Consider the following 24,305-nt stretch of genomic DNA (forward strand, 5'->3'; position numbering starts at 1 on the left):
CCCGGCCGACGCGCCACCCCCGGCGGTCGCGCCGGGCCCGGCCACCCCGGCGCTCACCACCGACGCCGGTCCGGAGTCGGCGGTACGCCGGCGGCTACTGGCCGCCGACGCCGAACCGTCCACGCTGGATCCCGTCGACCGGGCCTACGCGGCGGGCGATGCGGCGGGCGCGCTGGACGGCTACCGGCGGCGGCTGTCCGACGATCCGGACGACGCCGACGCGTGGGTGGGGCTGGCGCTCGCCGCCCGTCGTGCCGGCCGTCCGGCCGCGGCCCTCGCCCTGGCCACCCGTCCGGACCTGGTTCGCGCGGCCCACCAGGCGCTGCCCGACGCCGACGTGCTGACGTTGGCGGCGTGGTGCCAGGACACCACGGCACCGCCCGAGCCCGGCGCGGTCAGCCGCGATGGCGGGCCTGGTACTGCTCGCGGGTGAGCGCGTGCACGGCGACGGGCTGCATGTGTTCCGGTACGACTGTGCGGAACACGTACGAGAGCCCCATCTTCTCCATGACGCGCGCCGATCGCGCGTTGTCCACGTGCCGGATGCTGATGATCCGATCCAGGTCGCGGGTCTCGAAGCCGAACCGCATGACCTCCGCGGCGGCCTCGGCGGCGTACCCGTGCCCCCAGAACCCGCGGTCCAGCCGCCAGCCGATCTCGACGGCGGGCAGCACCTCCGGCAGGAACTCGGGCACCGAGAGACCGACCCATCCGGCCACCGCGCCGGTCTCCCGCAGCTCGACGGCGAACAGACCGAACCCCCGGACGTCCCAGTCGCGTATCATCCGGCGCAGGCCCGCCGCGCTCTGCTCCCGATCCCGGACCGAGCCGTCCAGGATGTAGCGCATGACCTCCGGATCGGCGTTCATGCTCGCGAGGGCGTCGAGGTCGTCGTCGCGCAGACGTCGTAGGGACAGGCGGTCGGTGCCGAGAAGCGTCACCCGCCCATTCTCGTCCGACGGCCCGGACGGCGCGACGCGATATCAGCTCGCGTCGCCGGCGTCCTAGAGCAGCGCCGGTTCGATGTAGGCGTTGGAACGGTCCCGCTGGCGGGCCTGGACCACCCGTGGGTTGTCCCCTCCGAAGAGCTGCACCAGCTGCCCGAACGCCTCGTCGTAGAGGGCACGCCCGGCGTCCGCCTCGCTCTCCGTGGCGAGGCGGCTCAACGCCAGGTTGACCGACGCGGAGAGGGTGTCCGGGTGCTCGGGGCCCAGCGCCCGGGTCAGCTCCACGTAGGCGGTGGTGTCCAGCAGCAGCGCGGTGTCCCGGTCACCGAGGGCGAACAGGTCGTTGGCCAGGTTGAGCGTGGCCAGCAGGGTGTGCGGGTGCCGCTCACCGAGGTTCGCCAGCAACTGGTCGCGGACCCGCTGGGAGAGGTCCCGGGCCTGGACGTGGTCGCCCTGCTTGCGCAGCAGCACGCCGACGTTGTTGAGGCAGGCGAGGGTGATCGCGTGCGTCTCGCCGAGCACCTCGTTGTAGCCGTCGCGCAGCCGGCGGGCCATCCGCAGCCCGGTCTGGTTGTCGCCGACGGCCGACCAGGTGGTGGCCAACGCCATCTCCGCGGACAGCGTGTCGGCGTGCTCCCCGCCGAGGACGCGCTGGTAGCGGACGACGGTCCGTTCGATCAGCCGGTGCGCGTCGGCGAAGCGGCCGAGCTGGCGCAGGGTGAGCGCCAGCTCCTTGGCCGTCCGCAGGGTCTCCGGGTGGTCCGGGCCGATCACCTTCTGCTGCGTGGTGTACGCCCGTTGCAGCACGTTGTGTGAGCGCCACAACTCGCCGGTGTCCCGCAGCCCGCGCCCGTAGTTGCTGGCCGAGGCGAGCGTGGACGGGTCCTCCTCGCCGAAGCGGGCCCGCCGCCGCTCGTGGATGTGCTGGTCCAGCAGGGCGGCGCCGCGGAAGTCACCGACCAGCCGCAGCGACACGGCGAGGTTGTTCTCCGCGATGAGGGTCCGGCCGCTGTCGTCGCCGAAGCTGCGCACGCTCAGCTCCAGGGTGCGCCGGTCCTGCGCCTCGGCCTCGTGGTAGAGGCCCTGGGCGCGCAGGTCGGCGCCGAGGCTCCGCGCGGTCATCAGGGTGTAGAGGTGCTCCTCGCCGAAGATCCGGCGCTGCCGGTCGTACACGTCCCGGTCGATCTCGTACGCGCGGTCGAACTGGCTCTGCGCGCGCAGCACGTTGGCCAGGTGGAAGCGCATCCGCAATTTGGTCGGGTCGTCCTCGTCGGTGTCCCGCCAACCGTCCAGCGACTCCTGCGCCAGCACCCGGCTGGTGTCGTAGTCGCCGCGTCGGTAGAGGTAGCGCACGATGTCCACGACGAGCTGGCGCGCCTCGTCCATCGTGGACAGGTGCAGGCCGCTGGGCCGCACGTGCGGCCACAGCTCGGCGTACCGAGGCCAGTTGACCGGCTTGTCCGGGTCGCGCGGGCTGGCGGCGGCGAGCAGCAGTTGCGCCTGCCGGCGGGCCTCCTCCCGGTCGTCGAGCTGGTCCTGGATGACCAGCTGGACGAGCCGGTGGATGCGGACCGAGTTGTTCTCCGCGTCGACCTGGGCCAGCCCGTAGCGCCCCAGCTCGGCCGTGACCAGACCCTGCAGGATCGGGTCGGTCAGCGTCGGGTCGAAGGGTGCCATGAAGCTCGCGAAACGGTCGCCGGTGAGCATGGCGACCGGGATCGGCTCCGGCGCGTAGAACGAGCACAGCTCCAGCAGCCGGGCCGCCGCCGGCTTCTCGGAGCGCAGCTGGGCCAGGGTGACCAGCCAGGTGGCGGCGAGCGCCTTGGAGTAGCCGGCGGACTGCCGGCCGTCGAGGATCCGCAGCAGGCCCGGGGTGTCGAGTGAGGCGAGGTACCGGTCGACCTGCATCGCGGTGGCCCGCAGGTACGCCGCGCCCTGCTCGACGGCGAGCGGCAGGTCGCCGAGCTTCTCGGCCACCTGGGCCGCCTCGTCCTCGCTGAGCCCGGCGACCCGGTCGCGCAGCAACTGGACGCTCTCGGCGCGGTCGAAGACCGTCAACTCGGTCGCGGTGGCGTACTCGCTCCAGCTCTGGTCGCGGGTGGTGAGCAGGACGTGGCCGGGCCCCTGCGGCAGCAGCGCCCGGATGGCCCGGGTGGGCTCGTTGGCGTTGTCCAGGATGACCAGCCAGCGCCGGTCCGGTCCGCCCCGGCGCAGCGCGTCGAGCACCCGGCGGACGGCGTCGGCGCCGCCCCCGGTGCCCAGCCCCATCGCCTGGCCGAGGTCGGCGAGGCCGCCACGGATGCGGTCCTCGCTGTCCGCGGGAATCCACCAGACCAGGTCGTAGTCGCGGCCGAAGCGCAGCGCGTACTCGGCGGCGAGCTGGGTCTTGCCGACGCCGCCGAGGCCGTGCACGACCTGCGTCGCGGAGTCGGGCGAGGCGGTGAGCCGGTCGCGCAGCGTTTCGAGCTGGGCGGCCCGGCCGACGAACGGGGTGCCGTGCTGGCGGACGTTGGACACGGCGGGGAACGGGCCGGGGAACCGGCCGACCGGGCGCCCGCCCGCCGTGACCGTCGGAGTGCCGGCCGCCTCCAGCAGCCGGGTACGCGCCGTGGACGGGTCGACGTCGGTCAGGTCCACCGGGCTGCGGTCGCTGTACGGGACGGGCAGCCGCGACTCGTCCACCCGCAGCGGCACCAGCAGGCCGTCGCCGCCGAGCTGGTCCCGGCTGGAGGCGCTCTTCCACACCTCGGCGGCGAGCGAGGTGCCCGCGTAGTGCCGGGTGAGCACGGCGAGCACCCGGCTCGCGCCACCGACGGCCCGGTCGAACTCGGCGCGCCCGCCGGCGCGCAGCGGCACGTCCACCGCCCGGCGGTCCACCCGCAGCCCGGCCTCCTCGAGCTGGTCGGTGATCCACTCCGCCCAGAGCCGGTCGGCGGAGGCGTAGCTGACCAGCACGGCCTGCTCGGCGGTGAGGCGGCTGCGCTCGAACTCGGTGAGCGAGCGGCGCCGGTCCTCCTCGGGCATCGGGTGCAGCGCGGTGACCCGCCCTCCGGTGATCACCGAGGCGAGCTGCTCGTACGCGGCGAGCAGGGTGCCGACCTGCTCGGGGCGGTCGCCGAAGACGGCGAGGATCTCCTCGTAGGCGTAGAAGGCGCGGTAGGGCACCTCGATGGTGTTCCAGTAGCGGGCGGCCGCCGCGTCGGAGAGGTGGTCCAGGAACGGGGCGAACTCGGCGCGGACCAGGTCGCGCCCGGTCTCCAGCTTGCGCAGCTCGGCGTCCTCCACCCGCATCGGCACCGGCAGCAACAGCGGCGGGTGATCGGGGCGCTGGCCGCGGATGGACCGGGCCACCGCCGCCGCGCCCCGGATGCTCTGGGTGGACATGGTGAAGCAGTTGACCACCAGGTCGGGGAGTTGCACGGTGCAGATGCCGGCCACGTCGCTGAGCCCGGTGCGGCTGTCGATCAGCACCACGTCGTACTCGGCGTGCATCTGCGCGCGGACCGCGTCGATGAACGACGCGCCGCCATGCCGCTCGTAGAAGTTGGCCCAGTCGAACGTGCTCACCAGCCGGGAGTACGCCGAGTCCTGCTGGCCGGCGGCGACGAAGTCGATCACGCCGCCGTGGCTGAAGTCCCAGTTCAGCGAGACCGCCCGGCGCTGGATCTTGGCATGCCCGGCGAGCAGTTCCTGGGAGTCCTCGTCCCGGTTGCGCTGCATCGTGGCGATCGAGTAATCCCAGATCATCTCGATCACGCCGGGGGTGGCCCGCAGCTCCTTGTCCCGCAGGAACGGGTGGAAGTAGCGGTGCAGGCCCGGGGACTCCAGGTCCCAGTCGACCACCAGCACCTGCAGGCCCTGGCTGGCCAGGATCCAGGCCACGTTGGCCAGCGCCATCGTCCGGCCGGTGCCGCCCTTGTACGAGTAGAAGGTCACGATCTGGCCGCGTGCCGTCTCGTTCACCGCCATGACGTGCCTCCCCTAGGGACCTTCGAGGATCGGGCGCTGGCCGGGGCCGCCGGTGGGCGGCTCCTGGTAGACCGTGCCCGTGCGGTAGATCCGCCCCTGCTCGACCACCAGCACATCCTCCAGCTCCTCCTGGAAGCGGGCGGAGGTCGCGATCTCGGTGCGCCACACGTCGCGGGTGTTGTGCAGCACGTGGTGGGGAAGCACCCGGGCCAGGGTGTCCCACATCCTGCGGTTGCCACCGGACGCCGCGTCGTCGGCGGCCGTCCAGGGCACCAGCACCGGCGCCCGGGGGGACCGCACGTCCTCGTCGTAGTTGATCAGGCTCAGCCGGTAGCGCGGCAGGTCGGCCGACCACACGTCGACCACCAGCACGACGATCTGGTTGTGGGCCCGGGCCCACTCGCGCACCGCCGCCAGCTCCTCCGCGTCCTCCACCGTCCAGCCGTAGCTCTTGGTGGTGGCGATGGCCCCGGCCCAGCTGCCGATCGGCACCTCCAGCTCGGGCCGGTACGGCCGCCAGTCCCGCGACACCGCGCCGTAGCGGTCCTCGGCGCCGGGGCGGCTGCCGGCCAGCTCGGCGGAGCTGCCGGCGACCAGCACGATGTGCACGTGCCGCGCGCTCGTGGCCCGCTGCACCGCGCCGACCGTGGCGGGCCCGGCGTGCGCCCGCGCCCGGGCCGGCGGGCCGAAGGCGCTGGTCACCTTGGCCAGCGTCGGGCGCTGCGCCGGCCGCTGCAGGGTGTGGTCGCGGGCGGTCTGCACGATGTGCTTGGCGAGCGCGTCGACGAAGTCCCGGTACTCGTCCTCGTGCCGGCGCCGCTGCTTCAGGGTGAGCAGCCCGTCCTGCGCGTAGACGGTGCCGGTCGGGAAGTTGCGGTACTGGAACGTGCCGACCGCCTCGGGCAACCGGTCACAGGGGATCCACTGCACCGGCACCAGCGCCGGCGGGCGGACCTGGAACTGCCGCTCGTGCTCGTCGATCCGGTCGGCGAAGACCCGGAACTCCCGCCCGCAGTAGTCGCTGACGACGTACCGGGGGGAGGTCAGCGCGATCAGACACGCGCTGGTGGAGAGCGCGTTGGCGAGCGTGTCCGTCCAGGTGCTGCCGAGCGGGATCTGCCCGTCGATGAACCCGGCCTCGTGCCAGCGGACCCCGGCCAGCCCGGCCACCGCGTCGCTGAGATCGCCGAAGAACGCCTGCACCTGACCGTTGCGGTTGTCCTCTTGGGCGTAGCTCAGGAAGAAGAGTGGCACGCCCGCCTCCGCTCACGGGTTCCACGACCGGTGCGCCCAGTATAGGACCGTCGATGCCAGCCCAGCCGGAGCGCGATCATCGCACCGGGCGCGCCGGGAGTCGTATGCCCGACGGTTGCGGGTGAGCGGCGGTGGGCACGCGACCGGGCCGGCCCGGTCGACGGCGCGACCCGGCCGGCCCGGCACGCGGGCGCCTCCCCGACCGGCCCGGTCGACGGCGCGGCCGGGCCGGTGCGGGGCGCCCCGGTCAGGGGTAGGTGGTCAGGTACACCTGCTGGGTGGCCGCGTTCGCGGTGCCGCCGGCGTTGTTGATCACCCGGTTGATGGTGCCGACGCCGCCGAGCGAGACGGTGACCATGTTGGTGAACCGCACGTTCGGGTTGGTGGGCGCCTCGATGGCCCGGTCGGCGACGACGGCCGGGTTCACGTTGAAGTAGCAGTAGCTTCCCATCCCGAACGCCTGGTGGCTGGTGACCGAGTCGGCCACCTTGTACGCGGCGTACCCGCGGGTCGCCCCGTTCATCCAGGCGACCTGGTTGGGCGGGTCGTACGGCATCTCGTTCTGGTAGAAGTACGTGCGCCCGCCGTTGCCGTTCCAGACGGTCTGGTACTTCTGGTAGTGCTCGACAAAGAGGCCGTACATGGTGACGTTGTCGCCGTTGACCGTGAGCCCGGTGTCGGCGGTGTTCAGCGTCCATCCGGTGGGCACGCCCTGGGCGGCGTGGTCGGCCCGCCACAGCCACATGTGGTCGCCGATCACGTTGTCGCTGTTGACGGTCAGCGTGTTGGTGGCCTTGCCGACGTGCGGCCCGCCGATGCGGAAGAACACGTCGTGCAGCGAGGTCGGGTTCGCGGCGTGGCTCGCCGCCGAGCCGGCCGGGCCGACCTCCATCAGCACCGGCGAGTTCGTCGTGCCGGCCTCGAACATGAGGCCGGCCACCTTGACACCGTCCACGTCGGCCACCCGCATCCCGACGCTGCCGTTGTCGGCCTGGATGGTGGCCAGGCCGAGGCCGAGGACCACCGTGTCGGCCCGGTTGACCTGGATCGGCTCGGTGACGTGGTGCACGCCCGGGGTGAAGAGCAGGTGCTTCCCCTGGGCCAGGGCCGCGTTGATGGTGGCCGCGCTGGTGCCCTGCTGGACGACGTAGAACTGCGACAGTGAGATCGACGAGCCGGCCGGGGTCTTGTTGTACCAGCTGGTGCCGGTGGAGTTGCTGCGCAGCGCCGGCACGAAGACGCGGTACTCACCGGTGCCGTCCACGTAGAGGAACGGCTTCTCGCGTACCTGCGGGGTCTGCGGGATGACGGTGTGCGACGGGTTGGGGAAGTGCGGCGGCGGCGCGCCGGTGACGCCCTGGAAGACCATGTTCCACACCGAGCCGGTCCAGCCGTTGCCGAACTCGCTGTTGCGCGAGTACCACTGCTGCTGAGAGCCGGAGACGACCAGCCCGTCGATGCGGGTGTCGGCCAGCAGGCCGCCGCTGGACCAGCCGTCGCCGCCGTTCCAGAGCTGGATCTGGTTCTGCGCGCCGCGCAGGTGCATCCGCCGGTACGGCGCGGCCTGCGACACCGCCCAGCGCTCCACGGTCTGCCCGGCGGGCAGGGTGACCGAGAGGTTCTCGGCGGCACGCCAGAAGTTCTGGGTGGCGTTGCCGCCCATCCAGAACGCCTCGGTGCGGACGTGGCCGTTGAGGTTGACGTCGTCCGGGCTCATGCCGAGGCCGGCGACCTGGGTGAAGAAGCCGAGGTTGACGTCGGCGGTGTAGGTGCCGGGCTTGAACAGCACCGCGTAGCGCTGCGGGCCGAACTGGTTGGTCTCCTGCTGGGTGAAGAGGGTGTTCAGTCGACTCTGGATGGTCGACGTCGGCGTGCTCGGGTCGAAGACGAACGTGTTCGGCCCGAGGTTGGGGTTGCGTGGGTCGGTCGTGTCGACCGGGGGCTCGCTGGTCCCGCCGCCGGTGGTGTTCACCGCCAGCTCCCAGAGCGAGTAGCCGTAGGCGGTGCCCCGGGCGGTGCCGTACATCCGCAGGTAGCGACCGCTGCCGGTGACGGCGAGGGTCTGCGTCCCACCGGTGCCGGTGGTGGTCGAGTAGATCGTGGTCCAGGTGGCGCCGTCGGCCGAGGTCTGGAGCTGGAAGGCCCGGGCGTACGCGGCCTCCCAGGTGAGGACCACCCGGCAGATCGTGCGGGTGCTGCCCAGGTCGACGCGCAGCCACTGCGGGTCACTGGCGGCGCTGGCCCACCGGGTGCCGGTGTTGCCGTCGACGGCGGCGGACGGCGCGAGGCCGGCGTCCTGGGTGGACGAGGCGGTCGCCGGGCTGCCCTGCGCGACGTTGCTGCTGCCGCAGGTGGGCGTGCTGCCACCGGTCTCGCCGTAGACCTGGAACTCCCAGAGCGAGTAGCCGTAGCCGGTGGCCCGGGCGGTTCCGTACATCCGCACGTACCGGCCGGCGCCGGTGACGGTGAGGTTCTGGGTGCCGCCGGCGCCGGTGGTGGTGCTGTAGATGGTGGTCCAGGTGGCGCCGTCGTCGGAGGTCTGGAGCTGGAAGGCCCGGGCGTAGGCGCCCTCCCAGAGCAGGTTCACCTGGCTGAGGGTGGCCCGGGCGCCCAGGTCGACCTGGAGCCACTGGGGGTCGCTGAACGCGCTGGCCCAGCGGGTGCCGGTGTTGCCGTCGACCGCGGCGGAGGCGGGGGTGCCGGCGTTCTCGGCGGATGAGGCGGTGGCCGGGCGGCCCTGGGAGAGCAGCGTGGGCGCGGCCTGCGCGGGTGTCGTGGCGCCGGTCGGCGTCAGCGCCGCGACCAGGGCCACGGTCAGTCCGAGGAGCAGGTGCCGGACGGTCCGCCGGGAACGCGGCCGTACGGATGAAGCGCGAGATGTCATGACATCGCCTGTCGATAGGGGGTTACGGACGACGCGCGGGTGGGATCGGGCTCGCCCGTGGTGCCGTGGGTGGTGCCGCCGATGCGACGCCGCGGGGCGGAGAGCGCTCTCGTAGGAGTGTTGCGGCGAGATTGCGACGGCGTCAAGACATCGATCTATAACACTGTTATTTATCCCGAAGGTTGGGTGTGGGCGATTTGCCCTCAGCGGCGCACGCCACCATCGGTGAGGAACCGGGCGATCGGCAGCGTGGCCGCGCCCAACGCCACCGCGTCCACCCCGAGTCGGCACAGCTCGATCGACGCCTGCTCGTACGGCTGGCGCAGCGCCTGCCGCCCGGCGGCCTCCCGGACGGCCGGCAGCAGGTCGCCCAGTGCCATCGCCGCCCAGCCGCCGAGCACCACCCGCTCCGGGTTGAACAGGTTGATCAGGTTGGCCACGCCGGCGCCGAGGTAGCCGGCGGTCTCGTCCAGCACCCGCCGGGCGGTGCCCGAGGTCGCGGCGGCGGCCACCAGCGCGGCGAGTTGCGACTCCTCGTCGTCGCCCGGCACCGGTCGACCCCGGCGCGCCTCCCGGTAGCGGTCGATGATCGCCTCGGCGCCCACGTACGCCTCCAGACAGCCCCGGGCGCCGCACCGGCAGGCCCGCCCGCCGTAGATCAGGGTGGTGTGCCCCCACTCCCCCGCGCTGCTGGACGCACCCCGGTAGGTGGCCCCGTTGGTCACCACCGCCGCGCCGACGCCGGAGCCGACCAGCGCGAAGACGGCGTGCCGCGCGCCCCGGCCGGCGCCGAACCACATCTCCGCCTGGCCGAGGGTCTTCGCGCCGTTGTCGATGTGCAGCGGCAGGTCGGTGCCCGCGCCGATCAGGCGCTCCAGCGGCACCCGGTCCCAGCCCAGGGCCTGGGCGTGTACCACGGCCTGGGCGCCCTGTTCGACGACCCCGGAGACGCCGATACCGACGCCCAGCACGTCGGCCGGGGCGACCCCGGCCTGCCCGGTCACCACGTCGATGCCGGCCAGCACGTGCCCGGCCACCACGTCCGGCTCGGTACGCGCCGGGTCGAGCGGGTACTCGACGCTGGCCAGCAGGGTCATCGCGAAGTCGAACAGCTCGACCCGGACCCGGGTCTCACCCACGTCCACGCCGACCACGAAGGCGAACCGCGGCGCGAACCGCAGCAGCATGCTGGGCCGGCCACCGTCGGACTCGGCGGCGCCGGCCTCGGCGACCAGGCCCTCGTCGATCAGGTCGGCCACCACGTTGCTGACCGCCGGCTGGCTCAGCCCGGTGCTGCGCACCAGGTCCTGCCGGGTGAGCGGGGCGTCGAGGAAGAGCTTCGTCAGCAGGGCGGACCTGTTGCGCAGCCGGACGCTCCGGTTCGTGGCTCGCGCCAGCTCCACTCGTCACCTCGATCCCGTCGGTCGTCCGAGCGACTGTAACCGCCCTGTGCTTGACGACCCACCAGCCAGCAACTTTAATGACGACATTCATTAAGCCGTGATGTAACTCCCGGGAAACGCCGACCGGACCCCCGACGGCGTGTCCCCGAACCCGTCCGCAGCCGGCCGTCCGTCGCCTCACCCCTATCGACGACGGAGGTCGGCGGACCCCCACCACGCACCGGAAGGGCTGACCCGTGTCGAGACGACACCTCGGGATATTCACCGCCGCCGTACTGGCCGCCGCCTCACTGACCGCCTGCGGTGGCTCCGGCGACGACTCCGCCGCATCGCCCAAGACGCTCACCTACTGGGCCAGCAACCAGGGCGCCAGCCTGGAGGCCGACAAGACCATCCTCCAGCCCGAGCTGGACAAGTTCGAGAAGCAGTCCGGCATCAAGGTCACCGTCGAGGTGGTCCCCTGGTCGGACCTGCTCAACCGCCTGCTCGCGGCCGCCGCCTCCGGCAAGGGCCCGGACGTGGTCAACATCGGCAACACCTGGTCGGCGTCGTTGCAGGCCACCGGCGCGCTGGTCGAGTTCGACGACGCCACCCTGCAGGCCGTCGGCGGCAAGGACCGGATCGTGCCCGCCGCGCTCGCCGCCGCCGGCGCCCCCGGCAAGCCGCCGGCCGCCGTGCCGCTCTACAGCATGGCGTACAGCCTGTACTACAACAAGAAGGCGTTCGCCGACGCCGGCATCACCGCACCGCCGACCACCTGGGAGCAGCTCGCCGAGTACGGCAAGAAGCTGACCACCGGCGGCAAGTGGGGCCTGGCGATCGAGGGGGCCAACCCGTCGGAGAACGCCCACCACGCCTTCACCTTCAGCCAGCAGTACGGCGGCGAGTGGTTCGACTCGGCCGGCAAGCCGACCTTCGACACCCCGCAGAACGTCTCGGCGATCAAGCGCTACATCGACTTCATGGCCGCCGACAAGATCACCAACCCGAGCAACGCCGAGTACGCGCAGAACCAGTCGGTCTCCGACTTCGCCAACGGCAAGGCCGCCATGCTGCTCTGGCAGTCCGCCGGCTCGAACCTGAAGACGCAGAACATGCCCGCCGACGCGTACGGGGTGGCCCCGGTGCCGTTCCTGGCCAGCCCGCCGGCCGGTGGCAAGAAGGTCAACAGCATGGTCGCCGGGATCAACATGGCGGTCTTCAAGCACACCAAGAACCGCGACGGCGCGCTGAGCTTCGTGAAGTTCATGACCAGCGACGAGGAGCAGACGGTCCTCAACCGCACGTACGGCTCGCTGCCGGCGGTCACGACCGCGGGCTCCGACCCGGCGTTCAGCGCACCGGAGCAGAAGACCATCCAGGAGACCCTGGTCACCACCGCGGCCCCGCTGCCGCAGGTGCCCGAGGAGAGCACCTTCGAGACCCTGGTCGGCACCGCGATGAAGGAGCTGTTCGCGGACGCGGCCAGCGGCAAGCCGGTCACCGAGGCGTCGGTGAAGGCGAAGCTGACCGACGCGCAGCAGAAGATGCGCTGACCCAGGCGTCACCGGTGGCCGTGGTCGGGCGCTGAGCCCGGCCACGGCCACCGCCTCCGAGAGGACCCCGATGGCAACCAGCACCACCGCGCCGGACGCCGACCGGCGCGAACCCCGAGCCGGGTCACCGGCCCGGGGGCCGGCCCGCCGGCCCCGCGGCCCCCGCCGCTCGCTCCTGCCGTACCTGCTGCTCGCACCGGCCGTCGTGCTGGAACTCGCCATCCACGTGATCCCGATGGTGGTCGGGGTCTGGATGAGCCTGCTGGAGCTGACCCAGTTCCACATCCGCGACTGGTCCACCGCACCCTTCGTCGGGTTCGAGAACTACCGGGCGACGCTCGACCTGAACAGCGCCGCCGGCAAGGAACTGCTGCACTCGTTCTGGATCACCCTGGCCTACAGCCTGCTCTCGGTCGGGTTCGCCTGGCTGCTCGGCATCTCGGCGGCGGTCGTTCTGCAACGGCCGTTCCGGGGGCGGGCGATCCTGCGGGCGCTGTTCCTCACCCCGTACGCCCTGCCGGTCTACGCCGCGGTGATCACCTGGAGTTTCCTGCTGCAACGCGACACCGGCCTGGTCAACCACGTCCTCGTCGACCAGCTCGGGCTGCTCAACGAGCGGCCGTTCTGGCTGATCGGCGACAACAGCTTCTGGTCGCTCCTGGTGGTGTCGGTGTGGCGCAACTGGCCGTTCGCGTTCCTCTGCCTGATGGCCGGCCTGCAGAACGTGCCCGGCGAGCTGTACGAGGCCGCCGCGATCGACGGCGCCGGGTTCTGGCGCCGGCTGCGATCGGTCACCCTGCCGATGCTGCGGCCGGTGAACCTGGTGCTGCTGCTGGTGCTGTTCCTGTGGACGTTCAACGACTTCAACACCCCGTTCGTGCTCTTCGGCGGCTCCGCGCCCGAGCAGGCCGACCTCATCTCCATCCACATCTACCGCAGCTCCTTCAAGACCTGGGACTTCGGCTCCGGCTCGGCGATGTCCGTGGCGCTGCTGCTGTTCCTGCTCCTCGTCTCGGCCGCGTACCTGCTGATCACCAACCGTCGGAGGGACGACCATGCGTGAGACCGCCGGTGAGCGCTGGGGCCGGCGCATCGTGCTGACCCTGCTCACCCTCTTCGTCGTCATCCCGCTCTACGTGATGGTCACCTCCGCCGCGAAGCCGTTGCAGGACGTGCAGAACGGCTTCACCTGGTGGCCCAGCCGGCCCACCCTGCAACCGTTCGTCGACATGTGGAGCACCGTGCCGCTGGCCCGGTACCTGGTGAACAGCCTGGTGGTGTCGAGCATCGCGGCGGTCTGCTCGGTGGCGGTGGCCATCTTCGCCGCGTTCGCGGTGAGCCGGTACCGGTTCCGCGGCCGGGGAGTCTTCTCGGTGACGGTGCTGTCCACCCAGATGTTCCCCGGCATCCTGTTCCTGCTGCCGCTGTTCCTCATCTACGTCAACCTCGGCAACGCCACCGGCATCGAGCTGTACGCCAGCCGTACCGGCCTGGTGATCACGTACCTGACCTTCTCGCTGCCGTTCTCGATCTGGATGCTGGTCGGCTACTTCGACTCGATCCCTCGGGGGCTGGACGAGGCGGCGCAGGTCGACGGCGCCGGTCCGCTGCGCATCCTGTTCCGGGTCATCCTGCCTGCCGCCGTGCCCGGCGTCGTGGCGGTCACCGTGTACGCGTTCATGACCGCCTGGGGTGAGGTGCTCTTCGCGTCGGTGATGACCGACGAGGGCAGCCGCACCCTGGCCGTCGGCCTGCAGGGCTACTCCACCCAGTTCAACGTCTACTGGAACCAGATCATGGCCGCCTCGCTGGTGGTCAGCATCCCGGTCGTCGTCGGGTTCCTGGCCCTGCAGCGCTACTTCGTCGCCGGCCTGACCGCCGGCGCGGTCAAGTGAGTCATTCAATCCCAGAGGAGAACCGACCCGTGCCCGACCTGTCCAAGCTGCCACCCGACTTCCTCTGGGGCGTCGCCACCGCGGCGTACCAGATCGAGGGGGCCGTCGACGTCGACGGCCGGGCGCCGTCCATCTGGGACACCTTCTCGGCGACCCCCGGCAACGTCGACAACGGCGACACCGGTGCGGTGGCCTGCGACCACTACCACCGGTGGCCGGAGGATCTGGCGCTGCTGCGCCGGCTCGGCGTGGACGCGTACCGGTTCTCGGTGGCCTGGCCCCGCGTGATGCCCGACGGCGTCGGCCGGGTCAACCCCGCGGGGCTGGACTTCTACGACCGGCTCGTCGACACGCTGCTCGCCGACGGCATCCGGCCGTTCGTCACGCTCTACCACTGGGACCTGCCGCAGGCGCTGCAGGACCGGGGCGGCTGGCCGGAGCGCTCCACCGCAGAGGCCTTCGCCGACTACGCGGCGGTGGTGGCCGCCCGCCTGGGCGACCGGGTCGCCGACTGGAACACCGTCAACGAGCCGCTCTGCGTGTCCTGGATCGGGCACCTGGAGGGACGGATGGCCCCCGGCGAGCGGGACCTGACCCGCGCCGTGCACACCTCGCACCACGTGCTGCTCGGGCACGGCCTGGCCACCCAGGCGGTCCGGGCCAACGCCGCCAAGCCGGCCTCGGTGGGGCTGGTGCTCAACCTCAGCCCGATCGAGCCGGCCACCGACCGGCCGGAGGATGTCGCGGCGGCGCGACGGGCCGACGGGCACGTCAACCGCTGGTGGCTGGACCCGATCCACGGGCGCGGCTACCCCGCCGACATGATCGCCACCTACGGGGTCGAGCCGCCGGTGCGTGGCGACGACCTGACGATCATCGCCACCCCCACCGACTTCCTCGGGGTGAACTACTACTTCCGGCAGCTGGTCGTCGACGACCCGGCCGGGCCGGCGCCGTACGCCCGGCAGGTGCCGGTGCCCGGCTCGGTGGAGACCGCGATGGGTTGGGAGGTGTACCCGGCGGGGCTGGAGCGGCTGCTGGTCGAGGTGAGCGAGGAGTACCGGCCGGGCCGGATCATCGTCACCGAGAGCGGCTCGGCGTGGCCGGACGAGGTCACCGCCGACGGCGCGGTGGAGGACAAGGAGCGCACCGACCACCTGGAGCAGCACCTGGCCGCCTGCGCGTCGGCGGTGGCCCGGGGCGTGCCGCTGGACGGCTACTTCGTCTGGTCGCTGCTGGACAACTTCGAGTGGGCGTACGGCTACGACAAGCGCTTCGGGCTGGTGCACGTGGACTACGCGACCCAGCGCCGGACGGTGAAGGCGAGCGGTCTGAGCTACGCCGAGTTGATCCGCGCCCACCAGCGCCTCGCCCGGACCACCGGGACCGCGACGCCGGTGGCCTGAACGGGGGCGGGCGGGACCGAGGCACCCTGGGCTTCGCGCCGATCGGCGCCCGGGGTGCCCCGGTCCCGCCCGGCGCTCAGTCCAGGACGCGGCGGGACAACGTCGCCGGCAGCCGGCCGGCGAGCAGCCAGGCGGCGCCCGCGGCGACCAGTGGCAGCCCACCGGCGATCGCGACGAGGTGCGCGACCGGAACGGCGCCGAGCGGGTCGAGGTCGCGGTGCAGCGCACCGGCCAGCGCCAGGTACGTGCCGGCCACGCCCAGCACGGCACCGAGCAGGGCGAGCGCTCCGGCGGTCGTGGCGGTGAGCGTCCGCCGTACCCGTCTCGGCGCGCCGGCCGCGGTCAGCGTGCGCAGGTCCGCTGCCGCCTCACCCCGGATGAGCCCGACGGTCGTCGCCAGGACCCCGAGCGCGAGCAGCACGCCGGCGACGGTCGCGCCCGTCCTCAGCGCGGTCAGCGAACTCTGCTCCCGGCGCGACTCGATGGTGAGCCCGGCGGCGGCCGCGAGCTCCTGGGCCGCAGCCAGCTGCGCGCCGGTGACGGGGTGGTCGGCGGCGAGGAACCAGCCGACCCGGGCGGGCTGCCAGCCGTGCCGGCCGAGCGCGGCGGGCGTGATCAGCGAGTCGGGCAGCCCGGTGTAGCCGGACCGGGGCAGGGTGCGCACGGTCGGCCGGACTCCCCGGGCGGGGATGTTCATCAGCGCCAGCTCACCGGTGCGGGTGGTGAGCACGTCGGTGTCGGCGTCCACCGCGATCCCGGCTACGCCGTTCAGCCGGAGCAGCCCGGGGTTGACCACGTAGAGCGGATGGGACGTCGTGGACTCGCCGGCTGCGGCCGGTGCGCCGATCTCGACGGCCGGGTGTCCGGTCGGTCCCCCCTCCCGGCCCGGGTCGGTGTGCGCGGCGACCACCGCCATGTCCAGCGGAATGACGGTGGCCGCGCCGACGGTGGCCGCGATCGTGTTGGCGTGGGCCTGGAGAGCGTCCATCTCGGCCGCCGTGCGCTCCGGAATCACCGGTTCCGGCTGGCCGATCCGGATCAGCAGATGGCTGTCCGCCAGGTTGCCCAGCCCGGCCGCCTCCCGGCTGCGGTGCTCCGCGGCGGCGGAACCGACCACGACAGCCGCCGAGAGACCCACCGCCAGACTGATCGCGGCGAGCGCCGCGCCGGCCCGAACGCGGTACCGGGCCAGGTCGGCCAGGGCGAGCCGGACGGCCACCGGCAGGCCGCCCCGGGCCGCCGCCAGCGCCGGGATGGCCAGCGGGCCGACGAACAGCACGCCGAGCACGGTGCAGACGCTGCCCACGATGATGAGCGGCGGGTTCGACCCGTCGGAGAGCACCAGTGCGGTGAGGCCGGCGGCGAGCAGCGCGGCCGTGGTCACGGCGGTACGCCGCGCCGCCGGCGGGGTGGGCGGCCGGGCCGAGAGCGCGCTCATGATCGGGGTACGCGCGACCGCGCGGGCGGGCCACCAGGCGGCGGCTGTCGCGGTCACCACGGCCAGCAGCATGCCCGCGCCGATGGTGAGCCAGGGCAGGTCGAACCGGCCGATGCGGTGCCCGGCGGCGGTCTCGACGAAACCGGCGGCGATCAGCCAGGCGGCGAGCCCGACGGCGGTGCCGCAGACCGTCGCGACGGCACCGACCGCCGCGCCGTTGACCAGCAGCACCAGCCGCAGGTGGCGGCGGGTGGCGCCCATCGCCGCCAGCATGCCGAGCTGACGCAGCCGGCGCTGCGCCACCACCACGAACCCGGCGGCGGCAACCAGCGACACCAGCAGCAGGCCGACGGTGGCCAGCGCCAGAGCGGCGACGGTGAGCACCGTGCGCTCGGCCAGCGGCCGGGACTCGCGCACCAGCGGGCCGTCGACGGTCCGGCGGAAGGCCTCCAAGCTGTCCCGGTCGCCGGCCACCAGCACGGTCACCGACTGGGGCCGGTCGGCGTGCGCCGGGTCTGTGAGGGCGAACTCGTCGTGCAGGTCCGCCGGGTTCTCCACCACGCCGACGACCAGACGGTCGGCGTCACCGAGCGGGACCCGGCTGCCGAGCCCGGCACGCAGCGCTCGCGCCACCCCGTCGGTCACCGCCAGCTCGGCCGGCCCGGCCGGGTAGCGGCCCTGCCGCAGGGCGAGCATCGGGCCGCCGTACGCGCCGGCGGGGTCCTGGGCCCGGACGTCGACCGGGTCGAACAGCCCTGGCACCGGCACGTGCCGGTGGCCGATCACGTCGATCGTGCCGAACCACCCCCGGGCGGCGGTGACCCGGGCGTCCAGCGCGGCGGAGTCGTCGCCGGGAATCCGGATGAGCTGGTCGGCGCGGCCGAAGGTGGCGTCGCTCGACGGGGCGAGGTTCCAGGTCGCGGCCAGGCCGAAGGTGGCACCGGTGACCGCGACGGTGAGCAGCGCGATGGCCAGCAGTTGCTGCCGCCACTCGCGGCGGAACAGCCGTACCGCCCACCGGATCACCGCGCGACGGGCCGGAAGTCCGCCGCCGGCGGGCCGGGCGGCCGTCCGGCTGCCGACCGGGGTCGCGGTCACCGCGGCGGGTCCGAGGCGAGCAGGGCGTCCGGGCCGGCCGACGGTGCGGTCTGGTCGACCACCCGGCCGTCCCGGATGAAGATCACTCGATCGGCCCAGGATGCGAGCTGGGCATCGTGGGTGACCATCACTCCGGCGATGCCGCGCTTGCAGGCCGAGCGGAGCATCCGCAGGACGGCCTCGCCGTTGGCGGCGTCGAGCGCGCCGGTGGGCTCGTCGGCCAGCAGCAGCCGCCGGTCCCCCACCACGGCCCGGGCGATGGCGACCCGTTGGCGTTCGCCGCCGGAGAGGTCGTCGGGGAAGTGGCCGGCGCGGTCGGTCAGCCCCAGCTCGTCGAGCACCCGCAGGGCGGCGGCGCGCGCCGGACGTACGGCCATGCCGTCCAGCTCCAGGGGCAGGGCCACGTTCTCGACGGCGGAGAGGCCGGCGAGCAGGTTCAGGTCCTGGAAGACGAAGCCGAGCGACCGGCGGCGCAGCCGGGCGGTGGCGTCGGCGGAGAGCGTGGAGACGTCGGACCCGCAGACCGTCACCTGGCCGGCGGTGGGCTCCTCCAGGGTGCCCGCGATGGTCAGCAGCGTGCTCTTGCCCGAGCCGCTGGGGCCCATCACCGCGACCAGTTCACCGGCGGCCACGTCGAGGTCGACCGCGCGCAGGGCGTGCACCGCGGCGGCTCCGACGCCGTACACCTTGGACACCTGTCGCAGGCTCAGCACGACGCTCATCGCCGCGCTCCTGCCGTGTTGTCCCCGGCCGGGCGCTCGACGCGGCCGTCGGCGGCGTTCGGTGTGCCGGCGCTGTCGGCGTTCGGTGTGCCGGCGTCGGCGGATGGCGTCGGGTGGTTGCGCAGGCGGGCGTCCGCCGCGTCCAGCCAGCGGACGACCGCTTCCAGCCGGAACAGCTCGGCGTCGACGACGAGGCCGAGGCCAACGTCCTCCGGTGCCGCGTCGGCCTTGAGATGGGTGTAGCGCTGCATCTCCTCGACGATCCGCCGCCGGTGGGCCTGGAGGATCTCGGTCACGTCCACCTGGGTCAGCCGTGCCGCCACTTGCACCTTCATCACGAGCTCGTCCCGGGGTGGTGGCCCGGCCTGCGGCGGTGTGCGCAGCCAACCGTGCAGCTCGCGCTCGCCCTCGGCGGTGAGCCGGTAGCGCTTCTGCGCGCCGTCGCGGCCAGCGTCGTCGGACTCGACGTGCCCCTCGCGCTCCAGGCGTTGCAGTGTGGTGTAGACCTGCCCGACGTTGAGCGGCCAGACCTCGCCGGTGCGCGCCTCGAACTCCTGGCGGAGTTGGAGACCGTACTTCGGTGCCTCGGCGAGCAGCGCCAGCATGGCGTGCCGGATGCTCACTGTCGACTACTCACGGTTAACATACTCGGTATAATACACAGTATTATCGGTCGGTGCCTCCCGTCCGACGACAGTCAGCGCAGTTGGACAAACGGCTATCGACGGATCACGCCGACGGTTAGCCTGCCCCAATGGCCGCAGCACCCGACGAGGTCGAACAGCCCGACACCGGGCCACGAATGTCCGGCACGGACCGGTTGACCGCGTTCAGCGACGGCGTCTTCGCCATCGTCATCACACTGCTGGTCATCGAGCTGCGGGTGCCGGAGTACCACGAGGGTGAGCTGCTGGCCGGGCTGCTCGACGAGGGGGCGTCCTACCTCGCCTTCGTGGTGTCCTTCGTCTACATCGGGGTGCTCTGGCTCAACCACCACGCGCTGGTCCGGCTGATCCGCGGCACCACCCTCGCGCTGAGCTGGATCAACCTCGGCATCCTCTTCGGCGCGGTGATCATCCCGTTCCCCACCGCCGTGCTCGCGTCCGCGCTCACCCACGGCGACACCGACGACAGACGCGCCGCCGTCGCCCTGTACGCGCTGGCCGCCGCCCTGATGTCGGCCCCCTGGCTGCTGTTCTTCGGCTACCTGCGCCGCCACCCGGCGCTGCTCGAACGCGGTGTCAGCCCCGAGTACGTGCGGACGCAGCGACTGCGACCGATCACCGGCCTGGTCCTCTACGGGCTCACCGGCCTGCTCGGCTGGTTCGTCAATCCGCTGCTGGGCCTGATCGGCGTCATCGTCATGGTCACGTATCACGCGTTCACCAGCGAGGGGCTGCGCCGCCGACGGGCCGCCGGTCGCTGATCCCTCCGGACCCGGCGCGCGGCTCACATCCGGGGCAGGTCGGCCGGGGTGTCCACGTCGACCGGCGAGCCGGCGTCGTCGCAGGGCACCTCGACCACCAGATCCGGACGTGCCCGGAGCAGGTCGCGGGCGCCCCGGTCGCCGACCGCGTACGCGTCCAGCAGCGGCCAGGTGGCCCGGCCCAGCAGCACCGGATGCCCCGGCCGGCCCGCGTAGGTGGCGACCGCGACGGCGGCGCCGCCGGCGTGCGCCCCGCGCATCCGACGGACCGCGACCGGGCTGATCAGCGGCTGGTCCACGAGGATCACCACGACCGCCGGGGCGTCGGCCGGCAGTGAGGCGAGGCCCCGGCGCAGCGACGAGCCCAGCCCCTCGCGCCAGCGGTCATGGCGTACCGGCACCGCGCCGGGCAGCTCCGGCAGCTCGTCCGCGCCCGCGCCGAGCACCACGTGCACCGGCGCGCAGCCGCCGTCGCGCAGCAGCCGGATGCCGCGCCGCACCAGCGGCTCTCCGGCCAGCTCGACCAGCGCCTTGGGCCGGCCGTAGCGCCGGCCGGCGCCGGCGGCCAGCAGCAGCCCGGCGATCACCGGCGGGTCCGGCATGCGAGCCCCACCTTCCGTGCGAGGGTCTGTGAGTTTTTCGTCGCATATGTACCACTAAAGCTACTCTGACCCGGTGCAGGGCGGACCGGAGCAGGAGACCACCACCGACGAACGGCACTCGTCCCGGGTGGCGTTCGAGGTCAACGACGCACGGCGGGAGCTGACCCTCGACAACCGCACCACGCTGCTGGACACGTTGCGCGAGCGGCTCGGCCTGATCGGGGCGAAGAAGGGCTGCGACCACGGCCAGTGCGGCTCCTGCACCGTGCTGCTCGACGGCCGCCGGGTGAAGAGCTGCCTGATCCTCGCGGTCACCCTGGACGGCCGGTCGGTGGTCACCGTGGAGGGGCTGGCCGGGCCGGACGAGCTGTCCCCGCTCCAGGCCGCCTTCGTCGCGCACGACGCGTTCCAGTGCGGCTACTGCACCCCCGGACAGATCTGCTCCGCCCGCGGCATGCTCGACGAGGTCGCCCGGGGCTGGCCCAGCGCCGTCACCGGCGACCTCACCGCACCGGCCGAGCTGACCGACGCGGAGATCCGCGAACGGATGGCGGGCAACCTGTGCCGCTGCGCCGCGTACCCGCACATCGTCGCGGCCGTACGCGAGACGGCGACGACGCGGTGAGGCCGTTCCGCTACCACCGGCCGGCCGACGTGGCCGAGGCGGTCGCCGTGCTGGCCGCCGAACCCGAGGCGGCGTACCTGGCCGGCGGGACCAACCTGGTGGACCTGATGAAGCTCGGGGTGCAGCGACCCGACCTGCTGGTGGACGTGACCCGGCTCCCCCTGGACGCCGTCGAGGAGCTGCCCGACGGCGGGCTGCGGATCGGCGCGACGGTCCGCAACAGCGACCTCGCCGCCCACCCGGCGGTCCGCCGCGACTATCCGGTGCTCGCCCGCGCCCTGCTCGACGCCGCCTCCGGGCAGCTGCGCAACCTGGCCACCACCGGCGGCAACCTGTTGCAGCGCACCCGCTGCGTCTACTTCCAGGACACCGGCAAGGCGTGCAACAAACGCGAACCGGGCACCGGTTGCGCCGCCCGGCACGGCCAGAACCGCGACCTCGCCGTGCTGGACTGGTCCGATCTCTGCGTCGCCACCCACCCGTCGGATCTCGCGGTCGCGCTCGCGGCGCTCGACGCGGTGGTGGAGGTGCACGAGCCCGACGGCCCCCGCGACGTGCCACTCGCCGCCCTGCACCGCTCGCCCGGCGAGCACCCGGAGCGGGAGACCACCCTGGAGCGGGGCACGCTGATCACCGCGGTCCGACTGCCGGCGCTGCCCGCCGCGCGCCACTCGACGTACCGCAAGGTGCGTGACCGGGCTTCCTTCGCCTTCGCCGTCGGCTCGGTGGCCGCGGTGCTGGACCTCGACGGCGACGTGGTCCGCGACGTCCGCCTGGCGTACGGGGCGGTGGCCCACCGGCCGTGGCGCGCCTACCGGGCCGAGGAGGAACTGCGGGGTCGACCGTTCAGCCCGGAGCTGGCGGCGCGGGCCGCCGACGCCGAACTGGCCGAGGCACGCCCGTTGCGGCACAACGGCTTCAAGCTGCCGCTGACCCGGGCCATCACCGTGCGGACGCTCACCGAACTCGCCGAGGGGGCGCGGTCGTGAGCACCGGGGCCGTCGGCCGGGCCCACCCCCGCCTGGAGGGCCGGGAGAAGGTCACCGGCACGGCGCGGTACGCGGTCGAGTACCCGGTGGACGGGGTCACCTACGGCTGGGCGGTGCCGGCGGCGGTGGTCCGGGGCCGGATCACCCGGGTCGACGCGGCCCCGGCGCTCGCGCTGCCCGGCGTGCTGGCCGTGCTGCACCACGGCAACGCACCCCGCCTGGCACCGGGGCCGGATCGAGGGCTGTGGCTGTTGCAGGAACCCGCCGTCCACTACCGGGGGCAGTTCGTCGCGGTGGTCGTGGCCACCAGCCTGGAGGCGGCCCGGGAGGCGGCCCGCCTGGTCCGCATCGACTACGACGCGGGGCCACACAGCACCGTCCTCGCCGCCGACCACCCCGGCCTGTACCGGCCGGACCAGGTCAACCCCAGCTACCCGACGGACACCGCCGAGGGCGACTTCGACGCCGGGTACGCGGCCGCACCGGTCCGGATGGACGCCACGTACCGGACGCCTGCCTACCACAACAGCCCGATGGAACCGCACGCCACCACGGCACAGTGGCGCGACGGGCGGCTGCTGGTGCACGACTCGAACCAGGGGGCCGCTCCCGTGCAGGCCACCCTGGCCGAGCTGTTCGAACTGCCCCGGGAGGCGGTCCGGGTCGTCGCCGAGCACGTCGGTGGCGGCTTCGGCAGCAAGGGGTACGCCAAGGCCGCCGTGGTGCTGGCCGCGCTGGCGGCCCGACAGGTGGACCGGCCGGTCCGGCTGGCGCTGACCCGGCAGCAGCTGTTCGGGCCGATCGGCTACCGCACGCCCACCATCCAGCGGGTCCGGCTCGCGGCCGACGCCGACGGCCGGCTCACCGCGATCTGCCACGATTCGATCACCCAGACCTCGACCATCCGGGAGTTCGCCGAGCAGGTCGCCGTCTACACCCGCAGCATGTACGCCGCGCCGCACCGGCGCACCACCCACCGGCTGGTCCGGCTCGACGTGCCGACGCCGTTCTGGATGCGCGCCCCGGGCGAGTGCCCCGGCGCGTACGCGCTGGAGTCGGCGATGGACGAGCTGGCCACCGCCGTCGGCATCGACCCGGTGGAGCTGCGGATCCGCAACGACGCGGCGGTCGACCCCGACCTGGGGCAGCCGTTCAGCAGCCGCAACCTGGTCGCCTGCCTGCGCGAGGGCGCCGAACGGTTCGGCTGGGCGGACCGGGATCCGACGCCCCGGGCCCGGCGTGACGGGCGCTGGCTGGTCGGCACCGGAGTAGCCGGGTCGAGTTACCCGGCCCGGGCCCGGGCGGCCGCGGCGTCGGCCACCGCGCGGAGCGACGGCGGGTTCCTGGTCCGAATCGACGCCACCGACATCGGCACGGGCGCCCGGACGGCGCTCTGGCAGGTGGCGGCCGACGCCCTGGGGGTGCCGCCGGAGCGGGTGGAAATCCGGATCGGCGACAGCGACCTGCCCCCGGCCGGCGTGGCCGGCGGCTCGATGGGCACCGCCTCGTGGAGCTGGGCGGTGATCGGGGCGTGCGAGGCCCTGCGGGTGAAGCTGCGGCAGGTCCCGGGCGGGGCGCCGGCCGACGGCGAGGTGACCGCCGAGGTGAGCACCGCCGACGAGGTACGCGACCAGCCCGAGCGGCCCCGGTACGCGTACGGGGCACAGTTCGCCGAGGTCCGGGTGGACGTGGACACCGGCGAGGTGCGGGTGAACCGGATGCTCGGGGTTTTCGCCGCCGGGCGGGTGGTGAATCCGACGACCGCGCGCAGCCAGCTCATCGGCGGCATGACGATGGGAATCTCGATGGCCCTGCACGAGGAGGGTGTGCTCGACGAGCGGTACGGCGACTGGGTCAACCACGACCTGGCCACCTACCACATCACCGGCTGCGCGGACGTGGAGCGGATCGAGGCGCACTGGATCGACGAGCAGGACGGCGACCTGAACCCGGCCGGCGTCAAGGGCATCGGCGAGATCGGCATCGTCGGCACCGCGGCGGCGATCACCAGCGCGGTGTGCCACGCGACGGGCGTACGCGTACGCGACCTCCCGGTGCGGCTGGACAAACTGATCGCCCTATCACCTTTGGCTTAAATAAGCTGGGCCTGAT

The 24,305-nt window shown here is 73.0% G+C and carries 17 protein-coding genes and 1 pseudogene; 9 read left to right on the top strand and 9 right to left on the bottom strand.

Annotated elements, in window-relative coordinates; genetic code table 11:
- A pseudogene (locus DKT68_RS31230) lies at positions 1-433 on the top strand (hypothetical protein); the annotation flags it as partial.
- On the opposite strand, the gene DKT68_RS25645 reads toward DKT68_RS31230, so the two are convergent.
- From DKT68_RS25645 to DKT68_RS25665, 5 genes are all read right to left on the bottom strand, one after another.
- Positions 396-941, bottom strand: a complete 546-nt coding sequence (locus tag DKT68_RS25645) for a GNAT family N-acetyltransferase (RefSeq protein ID WP_109819945.1) — start codon at positions 939-941, stop codon at positions 396-398. The pseudogene DKT68_RS31230 and the gene DKT68_RS25645 sit on opposite strands and share 38 nt — an antisense overlap.
- Before the next feature lie 63 nt (positions 942-1,004).
- On the bottom strand, positions 1,005-4,916 hold the full coding sequence (gene fxsT / locus DKT68_RS25650; protein WP_109819946.1) for an FxSxx-COOH system tetratricopeptide repeat protein: 3,912 nt from the start codon (positions 4,914-4,916) through the stop codon (positions 1,005-1,007).
- A 12-nt stretch (positions 4,917-4,928) separates the two neighbouring features.
- A complete protein-coding gene (locus DKT68_RS25655) occupies positions 4,929-6,170 on the bottom strand; it encodes a TIR-like protein FxsC (RefSeq protein ID WP_109819947.1) in 1,242 nt (413 codons plus the stop codon).
- A gap of 247 nt (positions 6,171-6,417) precedes the next feature.
- Positions 6,418-9,054: a discoidin domain-containing protein gene (locus tag DKT68_RS25660; RefSeq protein WP_109819948.1), complete on the bottom strand. Its 2,637-nt coding sequence runs from the start codon at positions 9,052-9,054 to the stop codon at positions 6,418-6,420.
- A gap of 203 nt (positions 9,055-9,257) precedes the next feature.
- On the bottom strand, positions 9,258-10,457 hold the full coding sequence (locus DKT68_RS25665) for an ROK family transcriptional regulator (RefSeq protein WP_109819949.1): 1,200 nt from the start codon (positions 10,455-10,457) through the stop codon (positions 9,258-9,260).
- Positions 10,458-10,693: 236 nt separating this feature from the next.
- Between DKT68_RS25665 and DKT68_RS25670 the strand changes: the two genes are divergently transcribed.
- The 4 genes from DKT68_RS25670 to DKT68_RS25685 all read left to right on the top strand — a co-directional run bounded on the left by DKT68_RS25670 (position 10,694) and on the right by DKT68_RS25685 (position 15,293).
- Positions 10,694-11,992: an ABC transporter substrate-binding protein gene (locus DKT68_RS25670; RefSeq protein ID WP_109819950.1), complete on the top strand. Its 1,299-nt coding sequence runs from the start codon at positions 10,694-10,696 to the stop codon at positions 11,990-11,992.
- Between the two features lie 70 nt (positions 11,993-12,062).
- On the top strand, positions 12,063-13,055 hold the full coding sequence (locus tag DKT68_RS25675; protein WP_109819951.1) for a carbohydrate ABC transporter permease: 993 nt from the start codon (positions 12,063-12,065) through the stop codon (positions 13,053-13,055).
- Positions 13,048-13,887: a carbohydrate ABC transporter permease gene (locus DKT68_RS25680; protein ID WP_109819952.1), complete on the top strand. Its 840-nt coding sequence runs from the start codon at positions 13,048-13,050 to the stop codon at positions 13,885-13,887. Before DKT68_RS25675 ends, DKT68_RS25680 begins: the two co-directional genes overlap by 8 nt.
- 29 nt (positions 13,888-13,916) lie before the next feature.
- Positions 13,917-15,293, top strand: coding sequence for a GH1 family beta-glucosidase (locus tag DKT68_RS25685; RefSeq protein ID WP_109819953.1), 1,377 nt, complete (start codon positions 13,917-13,919; stop codon positions 15,291-15,293).
- A gap of 76 nt (positions 15,294-15,369) precedes the next feature.
- Here DKT68_RS25685 and DKT68_RS25690 read toward each other — a convergent pair whose 3' ends face one another.
- The 3 genes from DKT68_RS25690 to DKT68_RS25700 are packed head-to-tail and all read right to left on the bottom strand — an operon-like array spanning position 15,370 to position 19,174.
- Positions 15,370-17,829, bottom strand: a complete 2,460-nt coding sequence (locus DKT68_RS25690; RefSeq protein WP_109819954.1) for an ABC transporter permease — start codon at positions 17,827-17,829, stop codon at positions 15,370-15,372.
- Positions 17,826-18,551, bottom strand: coding sequence for an ABC transporter ATP-binding protein (locus DKT68_RS25695; protein ID WP_109819955.1), 726 nt, complete (start codon positions 18,549-18,551; stop codon positions 17,826-17,828). Before DKT68_RS25695 ends, DKT68_RS25690 begins: the two co-directional genes overlap by 4 nt.
- The gene (locus DKT68_RS25700) at positions 18,548-19,174 is read right to left on the bottom strand and encodes a PadR family transcriptional regulator (RefSeq protein WP_109819956.1); all 627 of its coding nucleotides are present in this window, start codon (positions 19,172-19,174) and stop codon (positions 18,548-18,550) included. The genes DKT68_RS25695 and DKT68_RS25700 overlap by 4 nt, the downstream gene beginning before the upstream one ends.
- Positions 19,175-19,305: 131 nt before the next feature.
- Between DKT68_RS25700 and DKT68_RS25705 the strand changes: the two genes are divergently transcribed.
- Positions 19,306-19,977 carry a TMEM175 family protein gene (locus DKT68_RS25705; RefSeq protein ID WP_109819957.1) on the top strand — a complete coding sequence of 224 codons (672 nt, stop codon included), beginning with the start codon at positions 19,306-19,308 and terminating at the stop codon, positions 19,975-19,977.
- A 23-nt stretch (positions 19,978-20,000) separates the two neighbouring features.
- Here DKT68_RS25705 and DKT68_RS25710 read toward each other — a convergent pair whose 3' ends face one another.
- A complete protein-coding gene (locus DKT68_RS25710) occupies positions 20,001-20,579 on the bottom strand; it encodes a nucleotidyltransferase family protein (RefSeq protein WP_109819958.1) in 579 nt (192 codons plus the stop codon).
- Positions 20,580-20,706: 127 nt separating this feature from the next.
- Here DKT68_RS25710 and DKT68_RS25715 point away from each other — a divergent pair, with 127 nt between their 5' ends.
- From DKT68_RS25715 to DKT68_RS25725, 3 genes are read left to right on the top strand one after another with little or no spacing between them, the layout of a single operon-like run.
- Positions 20,707-21,204 carry a 2Fe-2S iron-sulfur cluster-binding protein gene (locus DKT68_RS25715; RefSeq protein ID WP_201749188.1) on the top strand — a complete coding sequence of 166 codons (498 nt, stop codon included), beginning with the start codon at positions 20,707-20,709 and terminating at the stop codon, positions 21,202-21,204.
- Positions 21,201-22,193, top strand: coding sequence for an FAD binding domain-containing protein (locus DKT68_RS25720; RefSeq protein ID WP_109819960.1), 993 nt, complete (start codon positions 21,201-21,203; stop codon positions 22,191-22,193). The genes DKT68_RS25715 and DKT68_RS25720 overlap by 4 nt, the downstream gene beginning before the upstream one ends.
- Positions 22,190-24,289 (top strand): xanthine dehydrogenase family protein molybdopterin-binding subunit, encoded by a 2,100-nt coding sequence (locus DKT68_RS25725; protein WP_109819961.1) that lies wholly within the window; start codon positions 22,190-22,192, stop codon positions 24,287-24,289. Before DKT68_RS25720 ends, DKT68_RS25725 begins: the two co-directional genes overlap by 4 nt.
- The last annotated feature ends 16 nt before the right edge of the window (positions 24,290-24,305 follow it).

The sequence above is a fragment of the Micromonospora acroterricola genome (assembly GCF_003172955.1).
In the GTDB taxonomy this organism is placed as follows: Bacteria; Actinomycetota; Actinomycetes; order Mycobacteriales; family Micromonosporaceae; genus Micromonospora; species Micromonospora acroterricola.